This window comes from Deefgea tanakiae (assembly GCF_019665765.1).
GTDB lineage: Bacteria > Pseudomonadota > Gammaproteobacteria > Burkholderiales > Chitinibacteraceae > Deefgea > Deefgea tanakiae.
Genome location: NZ_CP081150.1, coordinates 1548930 through 1567024, shown reverse-complemented (window position 1 = coordinate 1567024; position 18095 = coordinate 1548930). Strand labels below are relative to the sequence as shown.

The 18095-nt window shown below is 44.5% G+C and carries 17 protein-coding genes; 13 read left to right on the top strand and 4 right to left on the bottom strand.

The genetic code is table 11. The features are described 5' to 3' along the window. Window positions 1-43 precede the first annotated feature (43 nt). Genes K4H28_RS07370 through K4H28_RS07360 form a run of 3 tightly spaced genes read left to right on the top strand, consistent with a single transcriptional unit; the run spans window position 44 to window position 2400 of the window. A complete protein-coding gene (locus tag K4H28_RS07370) occupies window positions 44-826 on the top strand; it encodes a cephalosporin hydroxylase family protein (protein ID WP_221007725.1) in 783 nt (260 codons plus the stop codon). A 30-nt stretch (window positions 827-856) separates the two neighbouring features. After that, complete coding sequence (locus tag K4H28_RS07365) at window positions 857-1648, top strand: phytanoyl-CoA dioxygenase family protein (protein WP_221007724.1); 792 nt, start codon at window positions 857-859, stop codon at window positions 1646-1648. Continuing rightward, window positions 1642-2400: a TylF/MycF/NovP-related O-methyltransferase gene (locus K4H28_RS07360; protein ID WP_221007723.1), complete on the top strand. Its 759-nt coding sequence runs from the start codon at window positions 1642-1644 to the stop codon at window positions 2398-2400. The genes K4H28_RS07365 and K4H28_RS07360 overlap by 7 nt, the downstream gene beginning before the upstream one ends. A 19-nt stretch (window positions 2401-2419) precedes the next feature. On the opposite strand, the gene K4H28_RS07355 is transcribed toward K4H28_RS07360, so the two are convergent. After that, window positions 2420-4615: a tetratricopeptide repeat protein gene (locus K4H28_RS07355; RefSeq protein WP_221007722.1), complete on the bottom strand. Its 2196-nt coding sequence runs from the start codon at window positions 4613-4615 to the stop codon at window positions 2420-2422. A gap of 224 nt (window positions 4616-4839) precedes the next feature. On the opposite strand from K4H28_RS07355, the gene K4H28_RS16855 reads away from it, so the two are divergent. The 10 genes from K4H28_RS16855 (at window position 4840) to K4H28_RS07305 (ending at window position 14820) form a co-directional block, all read left to right on the top strand. After that, window positions 4840-6321, top strand: coding sequence for a flagellin N-terminal helical domain-containing protein (locus tag K4H28_RS16855; protein ID WP_221007721.1), 1482 nt, complete (start codon window positions 4840-4842; stop codon window positions 6319-6321). A gap of 79 nt (window positions 6322-6400) precedes the next feature. Then, a complete protein-coding gene (locus tag K4H28_RS07345) occupies window positions 6401-6790 on the top strand; it encodes a flagellar protein FlaG (protein ID WP_221007720.1) in 390 nt (129 codons plus the stop codon). Between the two features lie 32 nt (window positions 6791-6822). After that, a complete protein-coding gene (gene fliD / locus K4H28_RS07340) occupies window positions 6823-8805 on the top strand; it encodes a flagellar filament capping protein FliD (RefSeq protein WP_221007719.1) in 1983 nt (660 codons plus the stop codon). Window positions 8806-8826: 21 nt separating this feature from the next. After that, complete coding sequence (fliS, locus tag K4H28_RS07335) at window positions 8827-9288, top strand: flagellar export chaperone FliS (RefSeq protein WP_221007718.1); 462 nt, start codon at window positions 8827-8829, stop codon at window positions 9286-9288. Then, window positions 9281-9601, top strand: coding sequence for a flagellar protein FliT (fliT, locus tag K4H28_RS07330; RefSeq protein ID WP_221007717.1), 321 nt, complete (start codon window positions 9281-9283; stop codon window positions 9599-9601). The genes fliS and fliT overlap by 8 nt, the downstream gene beginning before the upstream one ends. Before the next feature lie 26 nt (window positions 9602-9627). Then, window positions 9628-10068, top strand: a complete 441-nt coding sequence (locus K4H28_RS07325) for a DUF2802 domain-containing protein (protein WP_221007716.1) — start codon at window positions 9628-9630, stop codon at window positions 10066-10068. A 2-nt stretch (window positions 10069-10070) separates the two neighbouring features. Continuing rightward, window positions 10071-11150 (top strand): flagellar hook-length control protein FliK, encoded by a 1080-nt coding sequence (gene fliK / locus K4H28_RS07320; RefSeq protein ID WP_221007715.1) that lies wholly within the window; start codon window positions 10071-10073, stop codon window positions 11148-11150. Next, window positions 11137-11502, top strand: a complete 366-nt coding sequence (locus tag K4H28_RS07315) for an EscU/YscU/HrcU family type III secretion system export apparatus switch protein (protein WP_221007714.1) — start codon at window positions 11137-11139, stop codon at window positions 11500-11502. The genes fliK and K4H28_RS07315 overlap by 14 nt, the downstream gene beginning before the upstream one ends. Continuing rightward, window positions 11499-12641 (top strand): MFS transporter, encoded by a 1143-nt coding sequence (locus tag K4H28_RS07310; RefSeq protein WP_221007713.1) that lies wholly within the window; start codon window positions 11499-11501, stop codon window positions 12639-12641. Before K4H28_RS07315 ends, K4H28_RS07310 begins: the two co-directional genes overlap by 4 nt. Window positions 12642-12798: 157 nt before the next feature. Beyond that, a complete protein-coding gene (locus tag K4H28_RS07305) occupies window positions 12799-14820 on the top strand; it encodes an NADPH-dependent 2,4-dienoyl-CoA reductase (RefSeq protein ID WP_221007712.1) in 2022 nt (673 codons plus the stop codon). 68 nt (window positions 14821-14888) lie between these two features. Here K4H28_RS07305 and mscL read toward each other — a convergent pair whose 3' ends face one another. The 3 genes from mscL to K4H28_RS07290 form a co-directional block, all read right to left on the bottom strand. Further along, the gene (gene mscL, locus K4H28_RS07300; RefSeq protein ID WP_221007711.1) at window positions 14889-15311 is read right to left on the bottom strand and encodes a large conductance mechanosensitive channel protein MscL; all 423 of its coding nucleotides are present in this window, start codon (window positions 15309-15311) and stop codon (window positions 14889-14891) included. A 34-nt stretch (window positions 15312-15345) separates the two neighbouring features. Further along, entirely contained in the window at window positions 15346-16401 is a 1056-nt protein-coding gene (rlmM, locus tag K4H28_RS07295; RefSeq protein WP_221007710.1) for a 23S rRNA (cytidine(2498)-2'-O)-methyltransferase RlmM, read from the bottom strand. A gap of 87 nt (window positions 16402-16488) precedes the next feature. Beyond that, window positions 16489-18051, bottom strand: coding sequence for a sensor histidine kinase (locus K4H28_RS07290; protein WP_221007709.1), 1563 nt, complete (start codon window positions 18049-18051; stop codon window positions 16489-16491). Window positions 18052-18095 lie beyond the last annotated feature (44 nt).

Sequence of the window (18095 nt, the reverse complement as noted above, 5' to 3'; positions counted from 1 at the left end):
CATATTAAATATGGTAATCATTAAGTTTTTTTGGGGGCTAAAAATGAATCCGATTGAGTTGTTTGAGTTTGAAAGAGATCTGCGCGTTACTAGAAATGCAATGGATGAAAAGTTTGTTGAGCTGTCAAAAAAATGGAGACAGGAGGCAATGGGGCGATTTTATGTTTATAACTTTACCTCTCTAGGTCGTCCTATTATTCAATTTCCACAGGATATGATTGCTATCCAACAATTGATTTGGTTGGTTAAGCCAGATTTAATTATTGAAACTGGAGTAGCGCATGGTGGTTCTCTTATTCAAAGTGCCTCGCAGTTGGCTTTGCTGGATATGTGCGAATCGATTACTTTGGGGGGGGCTTTTGATGTGGCGAAATCAAAACGAAAAGTAATTGGTATTGATATTGATATTCGTGAGCATAATCGTTGTGCTATTGAGTCTCACCCAATGTCTGCTTATATTGAAATGATAGAGGGATCTTCAATTGCGCCAGAAATCGTAGCTCAAGTTCATGAGCTGGCGAAAGGTTACAATCGTATTATGGTTTTGATGGACTCAATGCATACTCATGATCATGTTTTGGCAGAGTTAAATGCTTATGCTCCCTTGGTTTCAGAAAATAGTTATTGTGTGGTTTTTGATACGTTTGTGGAGGATTTGCCTGTTGGATTCTTTAAGGGTAGGCCTTGGAATCCAGGGAATAGCCCTAAAAGTGCTGTAAAAAAATGGCTTAAATCCAATACACATTTTTGTATAGACGAGAAGATAGCGGATGTTTTGATGGTTACTGCATCGCCTGATGGATTTTTAAGGCGCACTGTTGGGTGATATTCTAAATATTGGGTTGAAGGAAGTCTGATGATTGATGAGTGTAGTATTAATGCCTACAAAGAAAACGGCTTCGCTATTTTTCGAGGAGCCATTGATCGTAGTGTAATAGATGAGCTTATTTTTGAAATAAGCCAATTTGGAAAGTCTATTGTTGGGGAAGGATTCGATTTTTATTCTAGTGAGACAAAGTTTGTTTCAAAAGAAAAACAATCTCTTCTATATGATCGATTGCGATATTTGCCATCAATGAGCCGGTTGTCAGGTAATGTTAATTTAATTTATTTACTAAGGGAATTGGGGTTGACTGAGCCTGTACTTATGGGTTGTTGTAATATGCGATATGATGTGCCACATGATGTAAATCATTTGTTTGCTTGGCATCAGGATTCACTTTATTTACTTGGATCGCTTAATGCTGTCACTCTATGGATTCCATTAACAAATGTTAATTTGAATGCGGGTACAATTGAGGTCATTCCTCGGTCTCATCTGAATGGGATTCTTCCATTTAAACGAATATCGGGGAAAATAATTGCAGAGTATATTCCTTTTCTCCAAAGAGATTTATCTTTAGATATGGATGTTATTGATGTTCCTGTTTCGATTGATGCAAACCCAGGGGATGTCGTCGTGTTTAGTCAATTTTTATTACATCGAAGTACGATAAATCACTCAAGCATGCCACGATGGACTGCTCAGGTACGTGTTTCTGATCTAAATTGTGCATGGTTCAAAAAAAATAAATATCCAACAGGTGATCGGAAAAATATATTTTTTTGTGATTATCCTGGGTTTAAGCACTCGGAGTCAGAATGCTGAAAACAAAATTAGGTGAATCTATTAGAAAGACGGATTCGGAGTTAACTTCTGGTGCAAGGATGTTTGAGCTCAGGAATGACATTGCAGCCAATATGGGGGCGCATTGGAATGTTAATTCTAATGTATTTATGAGTAGATTAAGTATTTCACGAATTCTATATTTGAATATGTTATATCAGCATATTGTTGATGTGCCAGGTATTATTTGTGAATTTGGGGTTCAGTGGGGAGCTAGCTTGTCTGTTTTGGCTAATTTACGTGGTATTCATGAGCCCTATAATTATTCTAGAAAGATCGTTGGTTTTGATACATTTCAAGGTTTTTCAAAGACACATGAATTGGATGGGAAGGTTGTAAGCGAGGGCGATTATTCAACGATGGTGGATTATCAACACTGCCTTGATGAAATTATGTCACTGCACGAATTGGGGTCTCCATTGCCGCATATTAAAAAATATGAATTAGTCGCAGGTGATGCATCAAAATCATTTCCTACTTGGATTGAAAACAATCCGCAAACTGTAATTTCAATGGCCATCTTTGATATGGATATATACCATCCTACCAAAGAGGTATTGATGCAAGTTTTGCCTCGGCTTGTGAGGGGATCTGTGCTTGTTTTTGATGAATTAAATTGCCCCCAGTTTCCAGGTGAAACGCTCGCTGTAATCGAGACTCTTGGTTTAAATAACTTGAAACTTAAGAGAGACCCAAATCAGCCCTTTTGTGCATGGGCTGTATTTGGTGAATAGTTTACTTAGGTGAGTTTAGTTATTGTTTAATTCTACTTTCAAGTAATTGAAGAATTTGCGTGGCTTCTTGTTGATTGTTGTTTGCGATGAGCATTTCTGCCATACGAATATATAAATCATATCGTTGTGGGGCGCTATCAATTGCGGAGCTAAGATAACTAACCGACATATTGTAACCATTGGCATGATCTGCCTCAGCTAACGCTAACAAAGCATCAACTTGATATGGTAGGGACTCAAGGACTTCGGTGGAAATTTTGTACACTAGATCCCATTGCTTCAAAGTTACTGCGGTCTTAAGCTTAGGTAGTGCCTGATCTAATGGACTGCAGATTCCTTCTTGATTAAAAACTTGCTCTGCAATTAGAGGCGCCTCAGGTGCGGGAGGGACGTTGCAGTCTTGTGTGCGGCACCAATTTACCCAAGCCTCGCGGATTGCATTATCAAAGTAAATTGTAAATAAGCGTTCATCCATTAACGGGCTCTGCTCAATGTACCTCCGTAAGCTCAGTCTCGTTTGGTTGAGATTCTGTATATTACTGGCGAGATTTTTGGCAATCTGTATGTATTCATCGTCGCTTTGTGCTAACCATTGTGTCAGGTTTGCTGCTGTTAATAATGTAGTCGATAGCCGGCTTCGCAAGCTATTTCCAGTCATGGATACCATAGGAACGCCCATCCATAGTGTGTCGGATGAAGTTGTTCCACCTGTTAGAGGGAATGGATCTAAGGCAATATCTATATCGTGATAAGTCAAATATTGTTTTGCTCTTTCCGACCCCCTGCCAACTAATATGAGGCGCTTGGGATCTACACCTGCATCGGAGCATCTTTGTGTGAAAAAATGCCCGATTTCTTCAGTGTCGAGCCCCCATGCTTCAATACGTAGACGAGACCCGGGTACCTCGGCTAGTATTCTTGCCCAGAGTTTTAGTGGCTCAAGGCCAATTTTAGCAATGTTGTTGCATGAGCCAAAAGTGATGAAACCATTCTCCAGCGCAGGAGTTGGTTTGACTTGGTAATCAGGCCAGTAGCGCCATAAGGGGTTCTGTAGGCATGGGCGATAAACGCAAAATGGAGCGGGTAACATGTACAGTTTTTCGCTGTAATCCCCGTCTTCTGCATAGCAATCCACTATTTCATCGGTAAGACGTATGTCGATATTTTTAAGGCCAGTGGTGCCAGGGAAGCCTAACCAGGTAATTTGAACTGGAGCTGGTTTTTTTCCCATGATCGCTAGTCCATTGCCTGTTGTATGCCCTGCAAAGTCAATCAGTATGTCAATTTCATCTTTGCGAATTTGCTCGAAGGCCTGTTCTGTGCTGAAATTTGCAATAGTCACAAAACTGTCAAAATAGCGCTTCAGTCGTTTAGTGACATGATCGCCTTCATGTAGTGTGTGGTAAGCGTGAATTTCATACTGCTGACGGTCGAGGCGAGCCAGTATTGGTTCAAGATAGTAGCTAACTGCATGATTGCTAATGTCTGCACCAATAAATGCAAGCTTTAATTTACGCCATGCTTGAGGTGTATTGCTATGCTGGGGGAGTTGTGTTTTTGGTAAGTCAAATAACTTTGAGAATCGCGTACTCTCAGTGGCCATTGCCTTAACTGTGCTTGCGTCATCATATAGCATTGAGAGTAATAAATTAGTGTGTGCGATTTCAGACTGTGGGTTGATTTCAAGGGCTGCACGGTAGTGGCTTAGCGCTTCTTTTGGGCGTCCAGTGTCAAGGAAATAGGTTCCTAGATTGATTCTGGCAGTGATGTCCATTGGTGCTAGTTCAATTGCATGTTGAGCAGCTTCAAATACTTCGTGATACTTGAAAACTAAACGGGCTGCATATGTATAACTAATCCATGCTAATGGGTTATTTGGGAGTAATTCAGCTGCTTTTTTTGCATATTGATAGGCTTTTTCAGCGTATTTAACAGTGCCTAATACGACCCCGGCATTAAAAAGTAAATGTGCGCTATTTGGGTTGCCTTTTAGTCCCTGCTCAAAAATTTCGATCGCTTCTTGGTGGCGCTTTTGCTGCGCATAAGCAACACCGAGTTGGCTGCAGGCATATTCATCCTGCGGGGATTTCATCAAAATTTTGCGACATAAATTTTCAATTGCGCCAAATTGCCCCGATGCCATTTCACGTTCGGCACGTATTTTTTCCTCTAGTAGGTTAGTGTTTTTTTGGGTGGATTTACGTGATTTGGTCATGAAAGGTTTGTCATGTATTGAGGTAAGGGATATGGTTAGATTACTCTAACTGGTATTTTTTTTAAAATTCTTTATGCTCTCGTGTTTTAACTATGCTTTTGAATGTGTCCAAAAATGTTTTGGTAAAGTCCTAAAGTGTCAGAAAAGTTGTCCGATATAGGGAAGGAAGGCTACGCTGTGATGCGTTGGCCGAGATCAACAACACTCTCGAAGGGGTATTCATCATGGCTCAAGTCATCCAAACCAATGTACCATCGCTTAATTCGCAGCGTAATCTTGACAAATCACAAAGCATGCAAAGCACCTCGTTGCAGCGCCTGTCTTCTGGTTTGCGTATCAATAGCGCAAAAGATGATGCCGCTGGCTTAGCAATTTCAGATCGTATGACCAGTCAGATTCGGGGTTTGGATCAGGCTCGTCGGAATGCGAATGATGGTATTTCATTGTCGCAAACTGCTGAAGGTGCATTGTCAACCAGTACTGATCTATTGCAACGTGTTCGTGAACTAGCGGTGCAGTCTTCAAATAGTAGTAATACTGCTAGCGATCGCCAAGCGCTGCAGTCAGAGGTCGGTCAGCTTGTTTCTGAATTGGATCGGATTTCAACTACTACTCAGTTTAATGGCCAGAATTTGCTTGATGGCACATTTGGCGCTGCCAATTTCCAGGTTGGTGCCAATGCCAATCAAATCATCCAGGCAACTACTGGTAATTTCCGTACCAATGTGTACGGAAACAACCAACTATCGGGTGCCAATGGTGCGGGTACTTATGCTCCTTCTGCAACTGCTTTTGGTACAAATGGTGTTTCTTCAGGGGCGATCACTGTCAGTGGTTCAGTAGGCTCAGGCTCAATTTCTGTGGCAGCCAATGCAACAGCCCAGACCATTGCGCAGCAAATCAATGGACAAACTGTAAATACGGGCGTAGCTGCAACAGCAAAAACAGATATTGATGTTTCTTTTGGTGCTGCTGGCGCTTACGCAATGAATCTTGCGTCTGATAATGGTGCTGCTGGACAAACCATTACGTTCACACTCTCGGCAACAACAGGCCAAAGCGGCTTGGCTGATGCAATTAGTAAGATCAATGACCAGTCATCAAAAACAGGGGTAACTGCGGCGTTAAATAATGCAGGTTCCGGCCTGATTTTAACGAATGGTAATGGTAATGATATTACGCTTACAAATTCGTCAACTTCAGCATTTGCAGGTAATGTCACGGTTCAGCGGCTTAATTCAGAGGGAGCTGCTGCAGGTTCAGCTGCGACGATGAATGCTAGTGCTGCTGGATCTACTACATCGGCTGGTTATTTGACTTTTGACTCTTCCAGCTCATTTAATGTGACCTCTGCAAGTAATGCAGTGACTTCAAGTAATTCAGCGTTGCGGGCAGTCTCTGGGTTGGATATTTCTACCTTTAAAGGTGCGCAAGACGCGTTGAAAACTGTGGATTCCGCAATTGCGGCGGTGAGTGGGCAGCGTGCAAAATTTGGTGCTTTGCAATCTCGGTTTGAAAATACAATTTCAAACTTGCAAACGAGTTCTGAAAATTTGTCTGCTTCTCGTAGCCGGATCCGTGATACGGACTTCGCATCTGAAACAGCTACATTAACTCGTTCTCAAGTACTGCAACAAGCAGGCACTGCGATGTTGGCTCAGGCTAACGCATTGCCAAACCAAGTATTGAGTTTGTTGCGCGGTTAATCAAAGGGCTGAATTTGATGTAAACTAAAAATGCCCCAATGCAATAGCGTTGGGGCAATTTTGCTAATTGAGGTGCATCATGCAAATTTCATCTGTCAATACAGTACCCTCCGTCGCACCGCAACTACGCCAAGATGAAGCTACAAACTCAGCTTTATCTGCTGCAGTTAGTGCTGAAAAATCAAGCATGCAAATCTCGGCAAATCCGATAGCAGTTCAGCCAGTGGATGAAAAAGAGTTTGCCAAACAGATTGATGACTCGGTCAAAAAAATCAACGAGACGGTTAAATCATTAAACCCAAATGTTGGTTTAGAGTTTAGTACTGATGAGGATACTCAAATTAGGTTAGTTAAATTAATTGATATTCAATCTAAAGAAGTGTTGCGACAAATACCTAATGAGGAAGTTTTGGCGATCGCCAAAGCATTAGATAAACTACAGGGCTTACTGGTCCGTGATAAAGCCTAGTTTGTGCTGAAATAATTAACAAGGGGTATGAAATGGCTATGATCGATGTGAATTCAATTGTGACGCAATTGATGGCGGTGGAGCGGCAGCCCCTTAAAAAAATTGAAGTGCAAAATATCGGTAATAATGCTCGGCTAAGTGCCTATGGTACGATTAAGAGTGGTTTAGCAAGTTTTCAAACTGCAGCTAAGGCGCTTTCAAATCCAGAGAGTTTTACGACGATTAAAGCGAACTCATCAGCTTCTGATGAAGTTGGTGTTAGTGCTGCAAAAAATGCGGCTCAGGGGAGTTTTGCGGTTGAAGTAACTCAATTAGCCAAAAATCAAAAATTAGCTTCTGGATCTTTTGCTGCAAGCACCTCAATAGTTGGATCGGGTCAAATCACGTTTGAATTTGGAACTTATAGTACTTCTGGTGCTGTGACTTCATTTACAAGTAATGCTGATAAGACCTCAAAAACAATTACCATTGATGAAAAAAATAATACTCTCGCCGGTCTTAGGGATGCGATTAATAACTCTGGAGCGAATGTAACGGCAAGTATTGTTAATGATGGTACAGGTTATAAATTAGCATTGGTTTCTAAAGATACTGGCGAAGCAAATTCATTGCGGATCACTACCACCGATGGTGATGGAAGCAATACCGATGCATTAGGTCTTTCAGTATTTGCATATGATGCAACAGCCAATCCGGCTATCTCCAAGTTACCCGTCACTAATATGGTTCAAACACAAAACGCGCAGAATTCCGTCTTTAAAATGGATGGTATTAGCGTTAGCAAATCAAGTAATGTTGTTTCTGATGCTATTGATGGGGTGACTTTAACTTTAAGTAAGATAACGACTGCACCTGTTAATATTAGTATTAGTAATGATACCAGCGGAATATCAAAGGCAGTTCAGGCATTCGTTAAATCATATAATGATTTATCAAAAACATTAAAAGATCTTTCCGCTTATAACCCAGAAACAAAGCAGGGAGGCTTGCTAAATGGTGATGCAACAATTCGTTCTCTTCAAACCTCATTGCGGTCTGCACTCAACCAAGTTGTTTCAGGTACAGGTTCTGATTTTAGTTCAATGTCGCAAGTTGGAGTGAAAACAGATCAAAACGGTGTGTTAACCGTTGATTCTGCCAAGTTAAATGCTGCAATAACAAAAGATGTGCAAGGCGTTATAAGTTTATTTGCAACAAATAGTCGTACTAGTGACTCAATGATTAAAATTGATAGCTTTTCGCCCCAGACGAGTTCGATGAATAATACGCCAATTGCGGTAATAAGTAATGCAACACAAGCTAGCTATACTAGTAGTGCTTTGGTTTTTCCACCGAGTGGTTTTGTAGTTGATTCAAGTAATAAAAACTTTAGTATTTCAATTAACGGTAAAACGGCATCAGTTAACTTGAATGAAGGTAGTTATACTAAAGAGCAGTTAGCTGCAGAATTGCAAACACGTGTTAACTCAAATTCATTGTTTACAGACGCTAAAGCTACAATTAATGTAAAAATTGGTAGTGATAACAAAATAGTAATGACTAATCCTCGGTATGGGAGCGAGGGCTCTTTAGCGATCAATAGCGATTTATTGGGTACAGGAATTTTAAATACAATTTCGGGTACTGATGTTAGAGTCAAGGTTGGTGGCGAAATAAAAACAGGCGTTGGCCAGCAGGTTACTTTAGATAATGGTATGAGGTTTTCTGTATTGGGTGGTGCCGCCATCGCTCCAGATGGCGCTGATCGTGGAACTATCAATTTTTCTAAAGGGCTTGGATATCAAATCGATACATTAATTGGAAAAATGTTAGAAAAAGGAGGGGTAGTCGATGCACGAGTTGATGGGATGAATACTCGTAGCAAAATGCTCGCAGACAGAACAACGAATTTTAATCAACGGATGGATGATGTTGAAAAGCGTTATCGTGCACAATATGCAGCATTAGATGTCGCGGTCTCTGCAATGCAAAACATGAGCAATCGGCTATCTGAAATGCTATCTAAACTTGGTTAACTTTCAAGGGGTATACGGATAATGTTAGCGAAGAAAAAAGCACTTCAAGCCTATGGGGTTGCTAGTATAGATGATCAAGTTGCAAGTGCGAGTCCTCATCGTTTAGTGGTGATGTTATTTGAAGGTGCTATTAAATCAATCAATATGGCTAAGTTTTTCCTTGAGCAAGGTAATGTTCCTGAGAAAGGCTTGGCGATCACTAAAGCGATTGCAATTATTGAGGAAGGTTTACGACTTTCACTCGATAAATCCGCAGGGGGCGAATTAGCGGAAAATCTGGATGCGCTTTATGAATATGCGGCTCACCAACTGTTGGTTGCGAATTTGCGAAATGATGCCCAGATATTGGATCAAGTTTTGACGTTACTTAATGATTTAAAGTCTTCATGGGCAAGTATTGATCCAAGCCTTCAGATGGGGGCTTCTCCTCAGCCTGCGGTAGCTGATGCCACTAAGACTGTAATGAGCCTAGGCCGTGCATAAAATAAATATTTATCACGAGAAAGTTAGTCATTTGTCTGAAGTTGTGACTGAATTACTGATTTTGGCTCAGCAGGAACGCTGGGATGAATTATTGCTTGAATGGCCTAGGTATGAGTTGGCGACATCAGATTTGCCAATGATTACTTGGAGTATACTTTCTACTGATGAGCAACGTTTGCTCGAAATGCAGTTGCGCCAACTAGATAGCGTGCATTCTTCGTTTCTACAGTTAACAAGCAATTGGCGTGATGAACTCAAAGATATTTTGCAAAATTCAATTCAATCTCGAAAACTCAACGATCATTATCGCTAAACATTAATGCCACGTATTTAGGGGGTATGGTGAGTAATTCAGGGATATTTATTACTTGGCCACAATTACTCTATGTGGGTATTGTTGTTTTATCTTTTTATGTGGCCGAGTTGTTTTTCTTTTGGCTGCGCCACGGCCGTAAAAATAAGTCATCGCTCCATTTCGAACAGCTTCAGGAGCAGATGGATGAATTACGTCAGGAACTGGCATCATCGAAAGTGAAAATTGCTGCGTTGGCCGCGCAATTGCATGCTTCTAATTTGGTCGATGATCCTGTTTTTCCTTTACCTTCGCACTTAAATTCAATTGAAACCTTAAAAACTCCGGCAGATACCCCCTACGCTCAGGCTATTCGCTTAGCCCAAAAAGGCGCTGATGCCAATGAGCTTGCTGCCACCTGCGGTATTTCGCGGGGTGAAGCTGATTTGATTGTTGCACTTTATCGCAGTAGTTCGGAGCGCAACTAGCCATGTTAGCCGGCAATATGTCATCCACTTTGCTTTCGCAATATTTGCGGGGGCAGCAGGGGGTTATGGAGGCGGTTAAGCTTTCTCCTGATGATATTCGCCTTACGGTCGGTGAGAAAGTTCAGGCCACGGTCACCAATCAGCTCCCCAATGGTCGTTTCGCTGTTCTAATTAAGGATCAGCTGCTTGATCTGAATTTGCCACGTAATACCCAACCCGGCGAGAAACTTGATCTTACCGTGATTTCAAAATCCCCAACGTTGACTTTTAGCCTTGCGCAGCCAGAAGCTAAACCCACTTTAACGCAAGCGCCCAATGTTGAATTAAGCAAAGGGGCTGCACTACTGAATCAAGTTCTTGAAAAATCATCGGACGGCAAGCCGGCGGTCTTGCAGCAGGCGCTGCCGCTATTTTCCGCTAAGCCCGATACCACGCAGTTGGCTGGTCAATTGGCTGGACGTTTGGCGGAAAGTGGTTTGTTTTATGAATCTCATCAAGCTGAATGGGTGACTGGGCAGAGGCCCTTGCAAAGCCTAATGCGTGAGCCGCAGGCGACAATGCATTTGTCAAATGTAAATCAAGGATTGGGTGGAGAAAATAAAGCAGCAGAAGGCGACTCACCGCAGCTGGTCGATAAAAATGCTAAAACGGCGTTCAATAACGAAATTGCACAGCAAAGCTTACTAAAAAAAGCGGATGATATACCGCCAGAACAAGCGATGCGCCAATTGGTTCGCCAGCAAGTTGACTTGCTCGAGCAACGGCCCTTAGTGTGGCAAGGCAATGCCTGGCCAGGTCAGCCTTTGAAGTGGGAATTAGAACTGCAAAATGAACAAGAGCCTGAGGCTGATTTGTCAGTAGGGCAACGCCAGTGGCAGACGAAACTTGAACTAACGTTGCCTAAGTTGGGTGAGCTGGGCGTAGTCGCCACGATGGTTAATGGGCAGTTTTCTTTACGCTTTAAGGCGATGGATGAGAAAACAGCTGCTCTGATAAAACAGCATCAGCCGGATTTATTACAGCGCTTTGAGGCGGCCGGACTCAGTTTAATTCAGTCTCGGATTGATAATGAAAATCCGTAATACGATGCCCCGTGCGGTAGCGCTGGCTTATCGTGAAGGCAGTGCCGCACCGCGAGTGGTCGCCAAAGGCAAGGGCATGTTGGCGGAGCGGATTATTGAAAAAGCCAAAGAAGCTGGCGTTTTTGTGCATGATTCGCCAGAAATGGTGGCTTTACTGATGCAAGTGGATTTAGATAGCCATATTCCACCGCAACTTTACCGCGCTGTGGCAGAATTGCTAGCGTTTATTTACATGCTAGAGCGCGGTGAAGATGTGTTTGCACCCGACTTTAGCCATTTACCACCAGCGGACGAGCAGATTGCGCCGCATTCTTCAGACCAATCTCCAGACCAATCAACGGATTCCAAGTGATTAATTCAGTCGTTTCTTTACGCCGCAGCCAGCTTGCCGTGGCCTCGCTGTTTCTCGTTTTAGGCTTTAATTTTGGTACATGGGCATCGCGTATTCCTGCGCTCAAGATGCAACTAGGCCTCAGCGCTGCTGAAGTCGGCATTTTATTGCTTGCCAGTGGTTTGGGCGCGGTATTTTCTTTTCCTGTGACGGCGACTTTGTTACACAAACTAGGTTCGCGTAAATTATGCATTTTAGCGGGCATGACTTTGCCTTGCGTGCTGATTGCATTAGCTTTAGCGCCGACATTTCCAATTGCGATGGCGGTGATGGCAATTGAAGGCGTCACCGTCGCCTGCTTGAATGTGGCGATGAATTCGCAAGGGGTTGAAGTTGAGTTAGCAGGCAAGCAAGCCATCATGTCACGCTTGCATGCGGTGTTTAGCTTGGGCGGCTTACTGGCAGCTTTATTTGCTTCCGCGTTGACGATGTATACCGACTCCTTGGTGATTCATTTTGTCGCCGGTGCTGCTATTTTGTGGCTGGGAGTGGTGTATGCAATTCCTGGCTTGCTGCATGAAAAAATCAAAGAGGAAGGCGGTGGCAATGGTAAACGCTTTGTGATTCCTACGGGCGTCGCTTTGTGGTTGGGTTTGATTGCATTGTGCGGCACAGTGGTCGAAGGCTCGATGTCGGATTGGTCGGCTTTGTATTTAAAAGACGTGGTCGGCGCATCGGCACAAATTGCGCCGCTGGGTATTGCCTGCGTCTCAGGCACCATGTTAATTGCGCGCTGGTTTGGTGATGGCTGGCGCATGCGCTTTGGTGCGGAGCGGATGCTGACCGTGGGTGGGGTATTAGCGGGTGGCGGATTGGGTTTGGCCTTGCTCATCGGTGGGCTAGTGCCTGCTTTATTGGGCTTTGCCTTGGTCGGCTTGGGCGTTGCTGCTGTTTCGCCTTGCGTGTATGCGGCGGCAGCCAAGCATGGCTCAGTCGCCTTGGCTGCGGTGACGACGATGGGTTCAATTGGCGCGCTGATGGGGCCGCCCGTGATTGGCTTTATCGCACATGCGAGTAGTTTGGCGTGGGGTATGGCGGTAATTGCGTTGGCGGCCACTTTGATTTCGGTTTGTACCAAAAAAGTGAATTGGAATAACTGATGTATTGCCACCTAGGTATTGATTAATAATGGCTGGGTGGCAATACATGCTACTTCAATCTGAAGTTATATACATTTCTGCAATTGGGTGAAAAACCCTAATCGTCATTTGCTGTGATATAGGCTAATGTAATTCAAACGATCGTTTGGAGAGGCCCGTGTCGCAGTATTCTCATTTGTTTACCCCGCTGAATTTAGGTTTTACAACGCTCAAAAACCGCGCCTTGATGGGCTCAATGCATACGGGCTTGGAAGAGCACCACGATGCACCTGAGCGTTTGGCTGCGTTTTACGCTGAACGCGCCGCGGGTGGCGTGAGCCTGATTGTGACGGGCGGTATTGCGCCCAATCTTGCAGGCTGTATGTTTGCTGGCTCGACAATGCTCAATGATGAAGCGCAGATCGTTCGTCATCGCCCGATTACCCAAGCGGTACACGCTAATGGTGGCAAGATTGCTTTACAAATCTTGCACACGGGACGCTATGCCTATCACGCAGATGCGGTTGCACCGTCTCCGATCACCTCGCCTATTTCTCCGTTTACTCCGCGTGAATTAAGTCATGTCGAAATCGAACAAACGATAGCTGATTTTGCGCACACCGCCAGCCTCGCGCAACGTGCTGGCTATGACGGCGTTGAAATCATGGGTTCAGAAGGCTATTTAATTAACCAGTTTCTGGTTGCGCGCACCAATCAGCGGCAAGATCATTGGGGCGGCAGCGTTGCCAATCGGCAGCGGTTTGCTATTGAGATTGCGAAAGCTGTACGAGCTGCTCTGGGGCCTAATTCGATCGTGATTTTTAGAATCTCACTGCTGGATTTGGTCGAAAATGGCGGTACCTTGGCTGAGGCGATTGAGCTGGCGCAAGCGCTGGAATTAGCTGGTGTTACTTTGCTCAATACCGGTATCGGCTGGCATGAGGCGCGCATCCCAACCATTGCCGCCACAGTACCGCGCGGCGCGTATAGCTGGGTAACGCGGGCGCTCAAACCCCATGTTGGCGTGCCACTGATCGCGGTTAATCGAATTAGTACACCGGAAATTGCAGAAGAGATTTTGGCGAAGGGCGACGCCGATGTGGTTTCTTTGGCGCGGCCACTGTTGGCTGACCCTGAGTATCTGCTGAAAGCCCAGTCTAATAATGCGCTAGAGATCAATACGTGCATTGCCTGTAATCAGGCCTGTCTTGACCATGTGTTTGAGGGGAAGCCCGCTTCGTGCTTGGTCAATCCTCGCGCTTGCCGGGAGACTGAGCTTAATGTCGTGTTGTCAAGTCTAGCCAAAACTGTTGCCGTCGTGGGGGCAGGCCCTGCTGGATTGTCTGCTGCACTCACTGCCGCGCAAGCTGGCCATGTGGTGACACTCTTTGAGGCCGATGCCCAGATCGGCGGGCAGTTTGGTTTGGCGCAAAATATTCCCGCCAAAGCAGAATTTGCGGAAACTTTGCGCTATTTCTCGGTGATGTTAGCTAAATACAAAGTTAATATTCAACTCAACCAGCGTGTGTCAGCCACGAGCTTGGCAGGTAAGTTTGATGAGGTGATTGTCGCTACTGGCGTGATCCCGCGAATGGCTCAGATTGCGGGGATTGATCATCCCTCGGTAGTGGCTTATCCCGATTTGATTGCTGGCAAAGTTGTACCAAAGCGAAAAATTGCGATTATTGGCGCTGGAGGCATTGGCGTGGATGTTGCTGATTATTTAGTGAATGGTTTGCACACTGGGGTAGAAGGTCAAGGTAGTGCGTATTTGGCCGAATGGGGCGTTGATACGACGTTGAATAGTCAAGGTGGTTTATGTGCACCAGTGACGCATGCGCCTGAGCGTGAAGTCTGGCTGCTCAAACGCAGTAAAGGTAAGCCGGGCGCTGGTCCAGGGCGAACAACGGGTTGGATACACCGTATTGGCTTGCAACGCAGCGGCGTGCATTTGTGGGGTTCAGTTGAATACTTGAAAATTGATGATGATGGTCTGCATTTGCGTCACGATGGTGAAGAAAAATGCCTGCCTGTTGAGCAAATCATCGTTTGCGCAGGGCAAGAGTCGGTTAATTCGCTATATACAGAGCTAATGTCTTTGCAGCAATCGGTGCATTTAATTGGCGGCGCGTTAGAGGCGGGTGAGTTGGATGCAAAACGGGCGATTGAGCAGGGGTTTTTGACTGCGCTGAGTTTGTAAAAAGGGGCGGTGAAAACCGCCCTCAGATTGATGACAAACCCCGTCTTTTTTGGCGGGGTTTCATTTCCTTACTTTTTTAGTGCATCGCGGATTTCACGAAGTAAGACAACTTCTTCTGGCGTGACCGGTGCTTCTTCTGGCGCTGCAGGTTTGCGGTTTAATTTGTTCATTGCTTTTACCACCATAAAAATAGCAAAGGCGACAATAATGAAACTAATCAATGAATTAAAAAACATTCCCAAATTCATTGTTACTGCACCGGCATCTTGTGCGACTTTCAGCGTGTCGTAAGGGCCTGCTGTTTTGCCATCGGCTAAAGTCACAAACATATTCGTGAAGTCAACTTTGCCAATTAAAAAACCCAGCGGCGGCATGATGACGTCTTTAACTAGTGAGTCAACAATCTTGCCAAAGGCGGCACCAATTACCACGCCGACCGCTAAATCAACAACATTGCCGCGCATTGCAAATTCGCGAAACTCTTTAAACATCGTGCTCTCCTGTTATTTTATCTAAGTATAAAAATTAATCTTTGACTGTGGTGATATAGCAGGTGATTTCTTCACGGTCGTGGAATAATTGTTTCGCGCTAATTTTATATGAAATATCGGCTTTTTTGAGCTTTTGATCGATTAAATCAAAACATTTTTCAACTTCTAAATGACGCTTTTTCATCGGTAGTTTTAAATTAAAAATCGCACGACGTGCGTTACCAGAAGCTAGCCATTTTGCCATGAGTTCGGCAATCCGAATGGGTTGTTCAACCATATCGCAAACGAGCCAATCTACAGGGTTTTTTGGGCGGAATTTAAAGCCATCATCACGGACGTGTTTCACTTGATGGTGGCCATCCATACTACCTTTCATTGGCCCATTATCAATTGCGAATACCTTCAATCCACGTGAAACCAGTTGATACGTCCAGCCACCGGGCGCAGCGCCTAAGTCGACTGCGGTCATGCCTTCACGGAATTTTTTCTCGGGCTCATCAACAAGCACTAAGATGGCCTCGAGCATTTTCAGTGTAGAGCGACTTGGTGCATCGCAAGGCATGCGTAGGCGTGGAATGCCATTGAGCCAATCAGTTGCGCGCACTGGTCGAGTACATATCATCACTTCACCTTGCTTGGGGAAGAATAAATGTAGCCGTTGGCGTGATTGCTCTGGTTGTAGCCAGTTGTTTTGTACTAGGGCTTTGGCGACGTAATCACCAAATTTGCGGGTAAAGCTTGATAGGGATTTGCCTTCGTTTGAGTCGGGGTGTTCCAGCCAAACATCACTATAGATTCCATTGATCACTTTAAGTGCGTCAACGATGGGGGTTAGGCGATCTTTAGTGCCGAGCGCAATACGGCTGTGTACTTGTATGGTTTGACGCGAGAAGATGAATTGCTTAGGCAGTAGTTCACGCAATTGAGCACCGTGATTTTCATTTGGTGTGAACATGACCCAGCCATCGCCACGTTCAAATTTGCCTGGGCCTTGAGTATGGTCAGCAATCTCCTCTGCGCACTCAGGCTCAAAACCAGGGCGGCAGTAGGCGAGAAGAGCATAGGGTTTACCGGCAAGCAGTGTGGTCATGACGTGAGACTCGATACTGAAAAGACGCAAGGATACCCAAGAAATGCCATTTAACCAATGCCAACAGGTGATTGTCTGTGTCGATGGCTAGGCATTAGGTGTACGGAGCTCTTTCGGTTTTGGTGCCATGGCGGGGAAGGTCATTATGAATGAAGTGCCTTTGCCGACGGTCGATTTTACGTGAATGTGGCCACCCAAGGTTTGGGTCACAAGATTAAAAACAATGTTCAAGCCCAAGCCGCTGCCGCCATTGGCACGTTTGGTGGTATAAAAAGGGTCGAAAATCTTAGAAATAACGGCTTCGTCAATGCCACTGCCGTTGTCAGACACGTGTAGCGTGACGGTATTGAAATATCGCTCTGCAACAATGTTGACGTGTTTTTTGCTGCTGGGTAAATCCTCAGTAAAGGCATGAAGCGCCGCATTATTGATTAAATTAGTGATGATTTGCGATATTGCACCGGGATAGCCTTCAAGTTCAATGGCTTCAGGGCAAATAATATTGATGGTGATTTGTGAGTGCTTTAATGCTGGTCCAATACTGGTAATGATTTCTTGCAGGTATTTGCCCAGCTCAAAATCGCGTCTTGCTTCAGAGGTTTGGTCAACAGCAACTCGTTTAAAACTTTGGATTAAATCCGCTGCGCGCATTGCATTGCTAATAATCAGCGATGATGATTGTTCAGCCGTCTGGCTATAGCTGATCACTTCTGATTTTTTCATATTACCCGATTCAATTTTCTCGCGAAATAGCACTGAATCATCATGCAATACCGAGGCGCTCGTGAGAATAATACCAACTGGCGTGTTGATTTCATGAGCAATGCCTGCAACTAAGCTACCCAGCGAAGCCATTTTTTCAGATTGAACGAGGCTGTTTTGAGCTTCTTTTAATTGGCCTAGTGCCGTTTCAGCTGCGTCTTTAGCGGTACGCATTTCTTTTTCCGCTTGGCTGCGAATGTTTACGTCATCTTTGAGTCGACTCACGATGCGGGTAAAACCATCAGTGAGGTCCGTAAATTCTTTGTAGGGATTGTTGGGTAGTTCGATCTCTTCAAGATCTTTGCTCGATTGTGCGGCTTGGCTTAATTTTTTGCCCAGTAGCGACAGCGGTGAAATCACCATGCGTTGTAGTGTGGTCGATAACGCAATCAGTAATAAAGCATCGAGCAATAATATTTCGATCAGTTTTTCAATAATAATTTTGCGTAGTAAACCGTTAATTCGGTCGCGGGTGATCGTTATTTTGACTGTGCCGAGCGGGTGTTTGTCTTGATTTTGTAGGTAGTTAATCGTGGTAGTGTGCGTATCTGGCCCTGAGAATGTAGTTGGCGAAAGAATCGGGGCAACAGTGCCGCTTTCGCGTAAGCGGCCGGCCAACATCACTTCCATGTTAGAAACTTCGAGTGCCCGGATGTCGGGCGAGCGCATTTCCGCGTCTAGTACTAGGGCCAGTTGCTGGTCATCAAAATTCCACATAATGCCGGGTAAAACACTTTGTAGTCGTGCATCGAGTGATCGACTAAATGCTTCTAGCTCAATATTGAGTTGATTTTGAGTGCGATAGTAGGAGATGGCGCCTGAGATGGTAAGCACCGTGGTGACAATCGCAATAAAGATTAAATTTAAATCAGTCCGTATTTGGCGCATACACAGGTGCTTTGGTTTATAAGTGCTTGCAACCAATCTAGCAG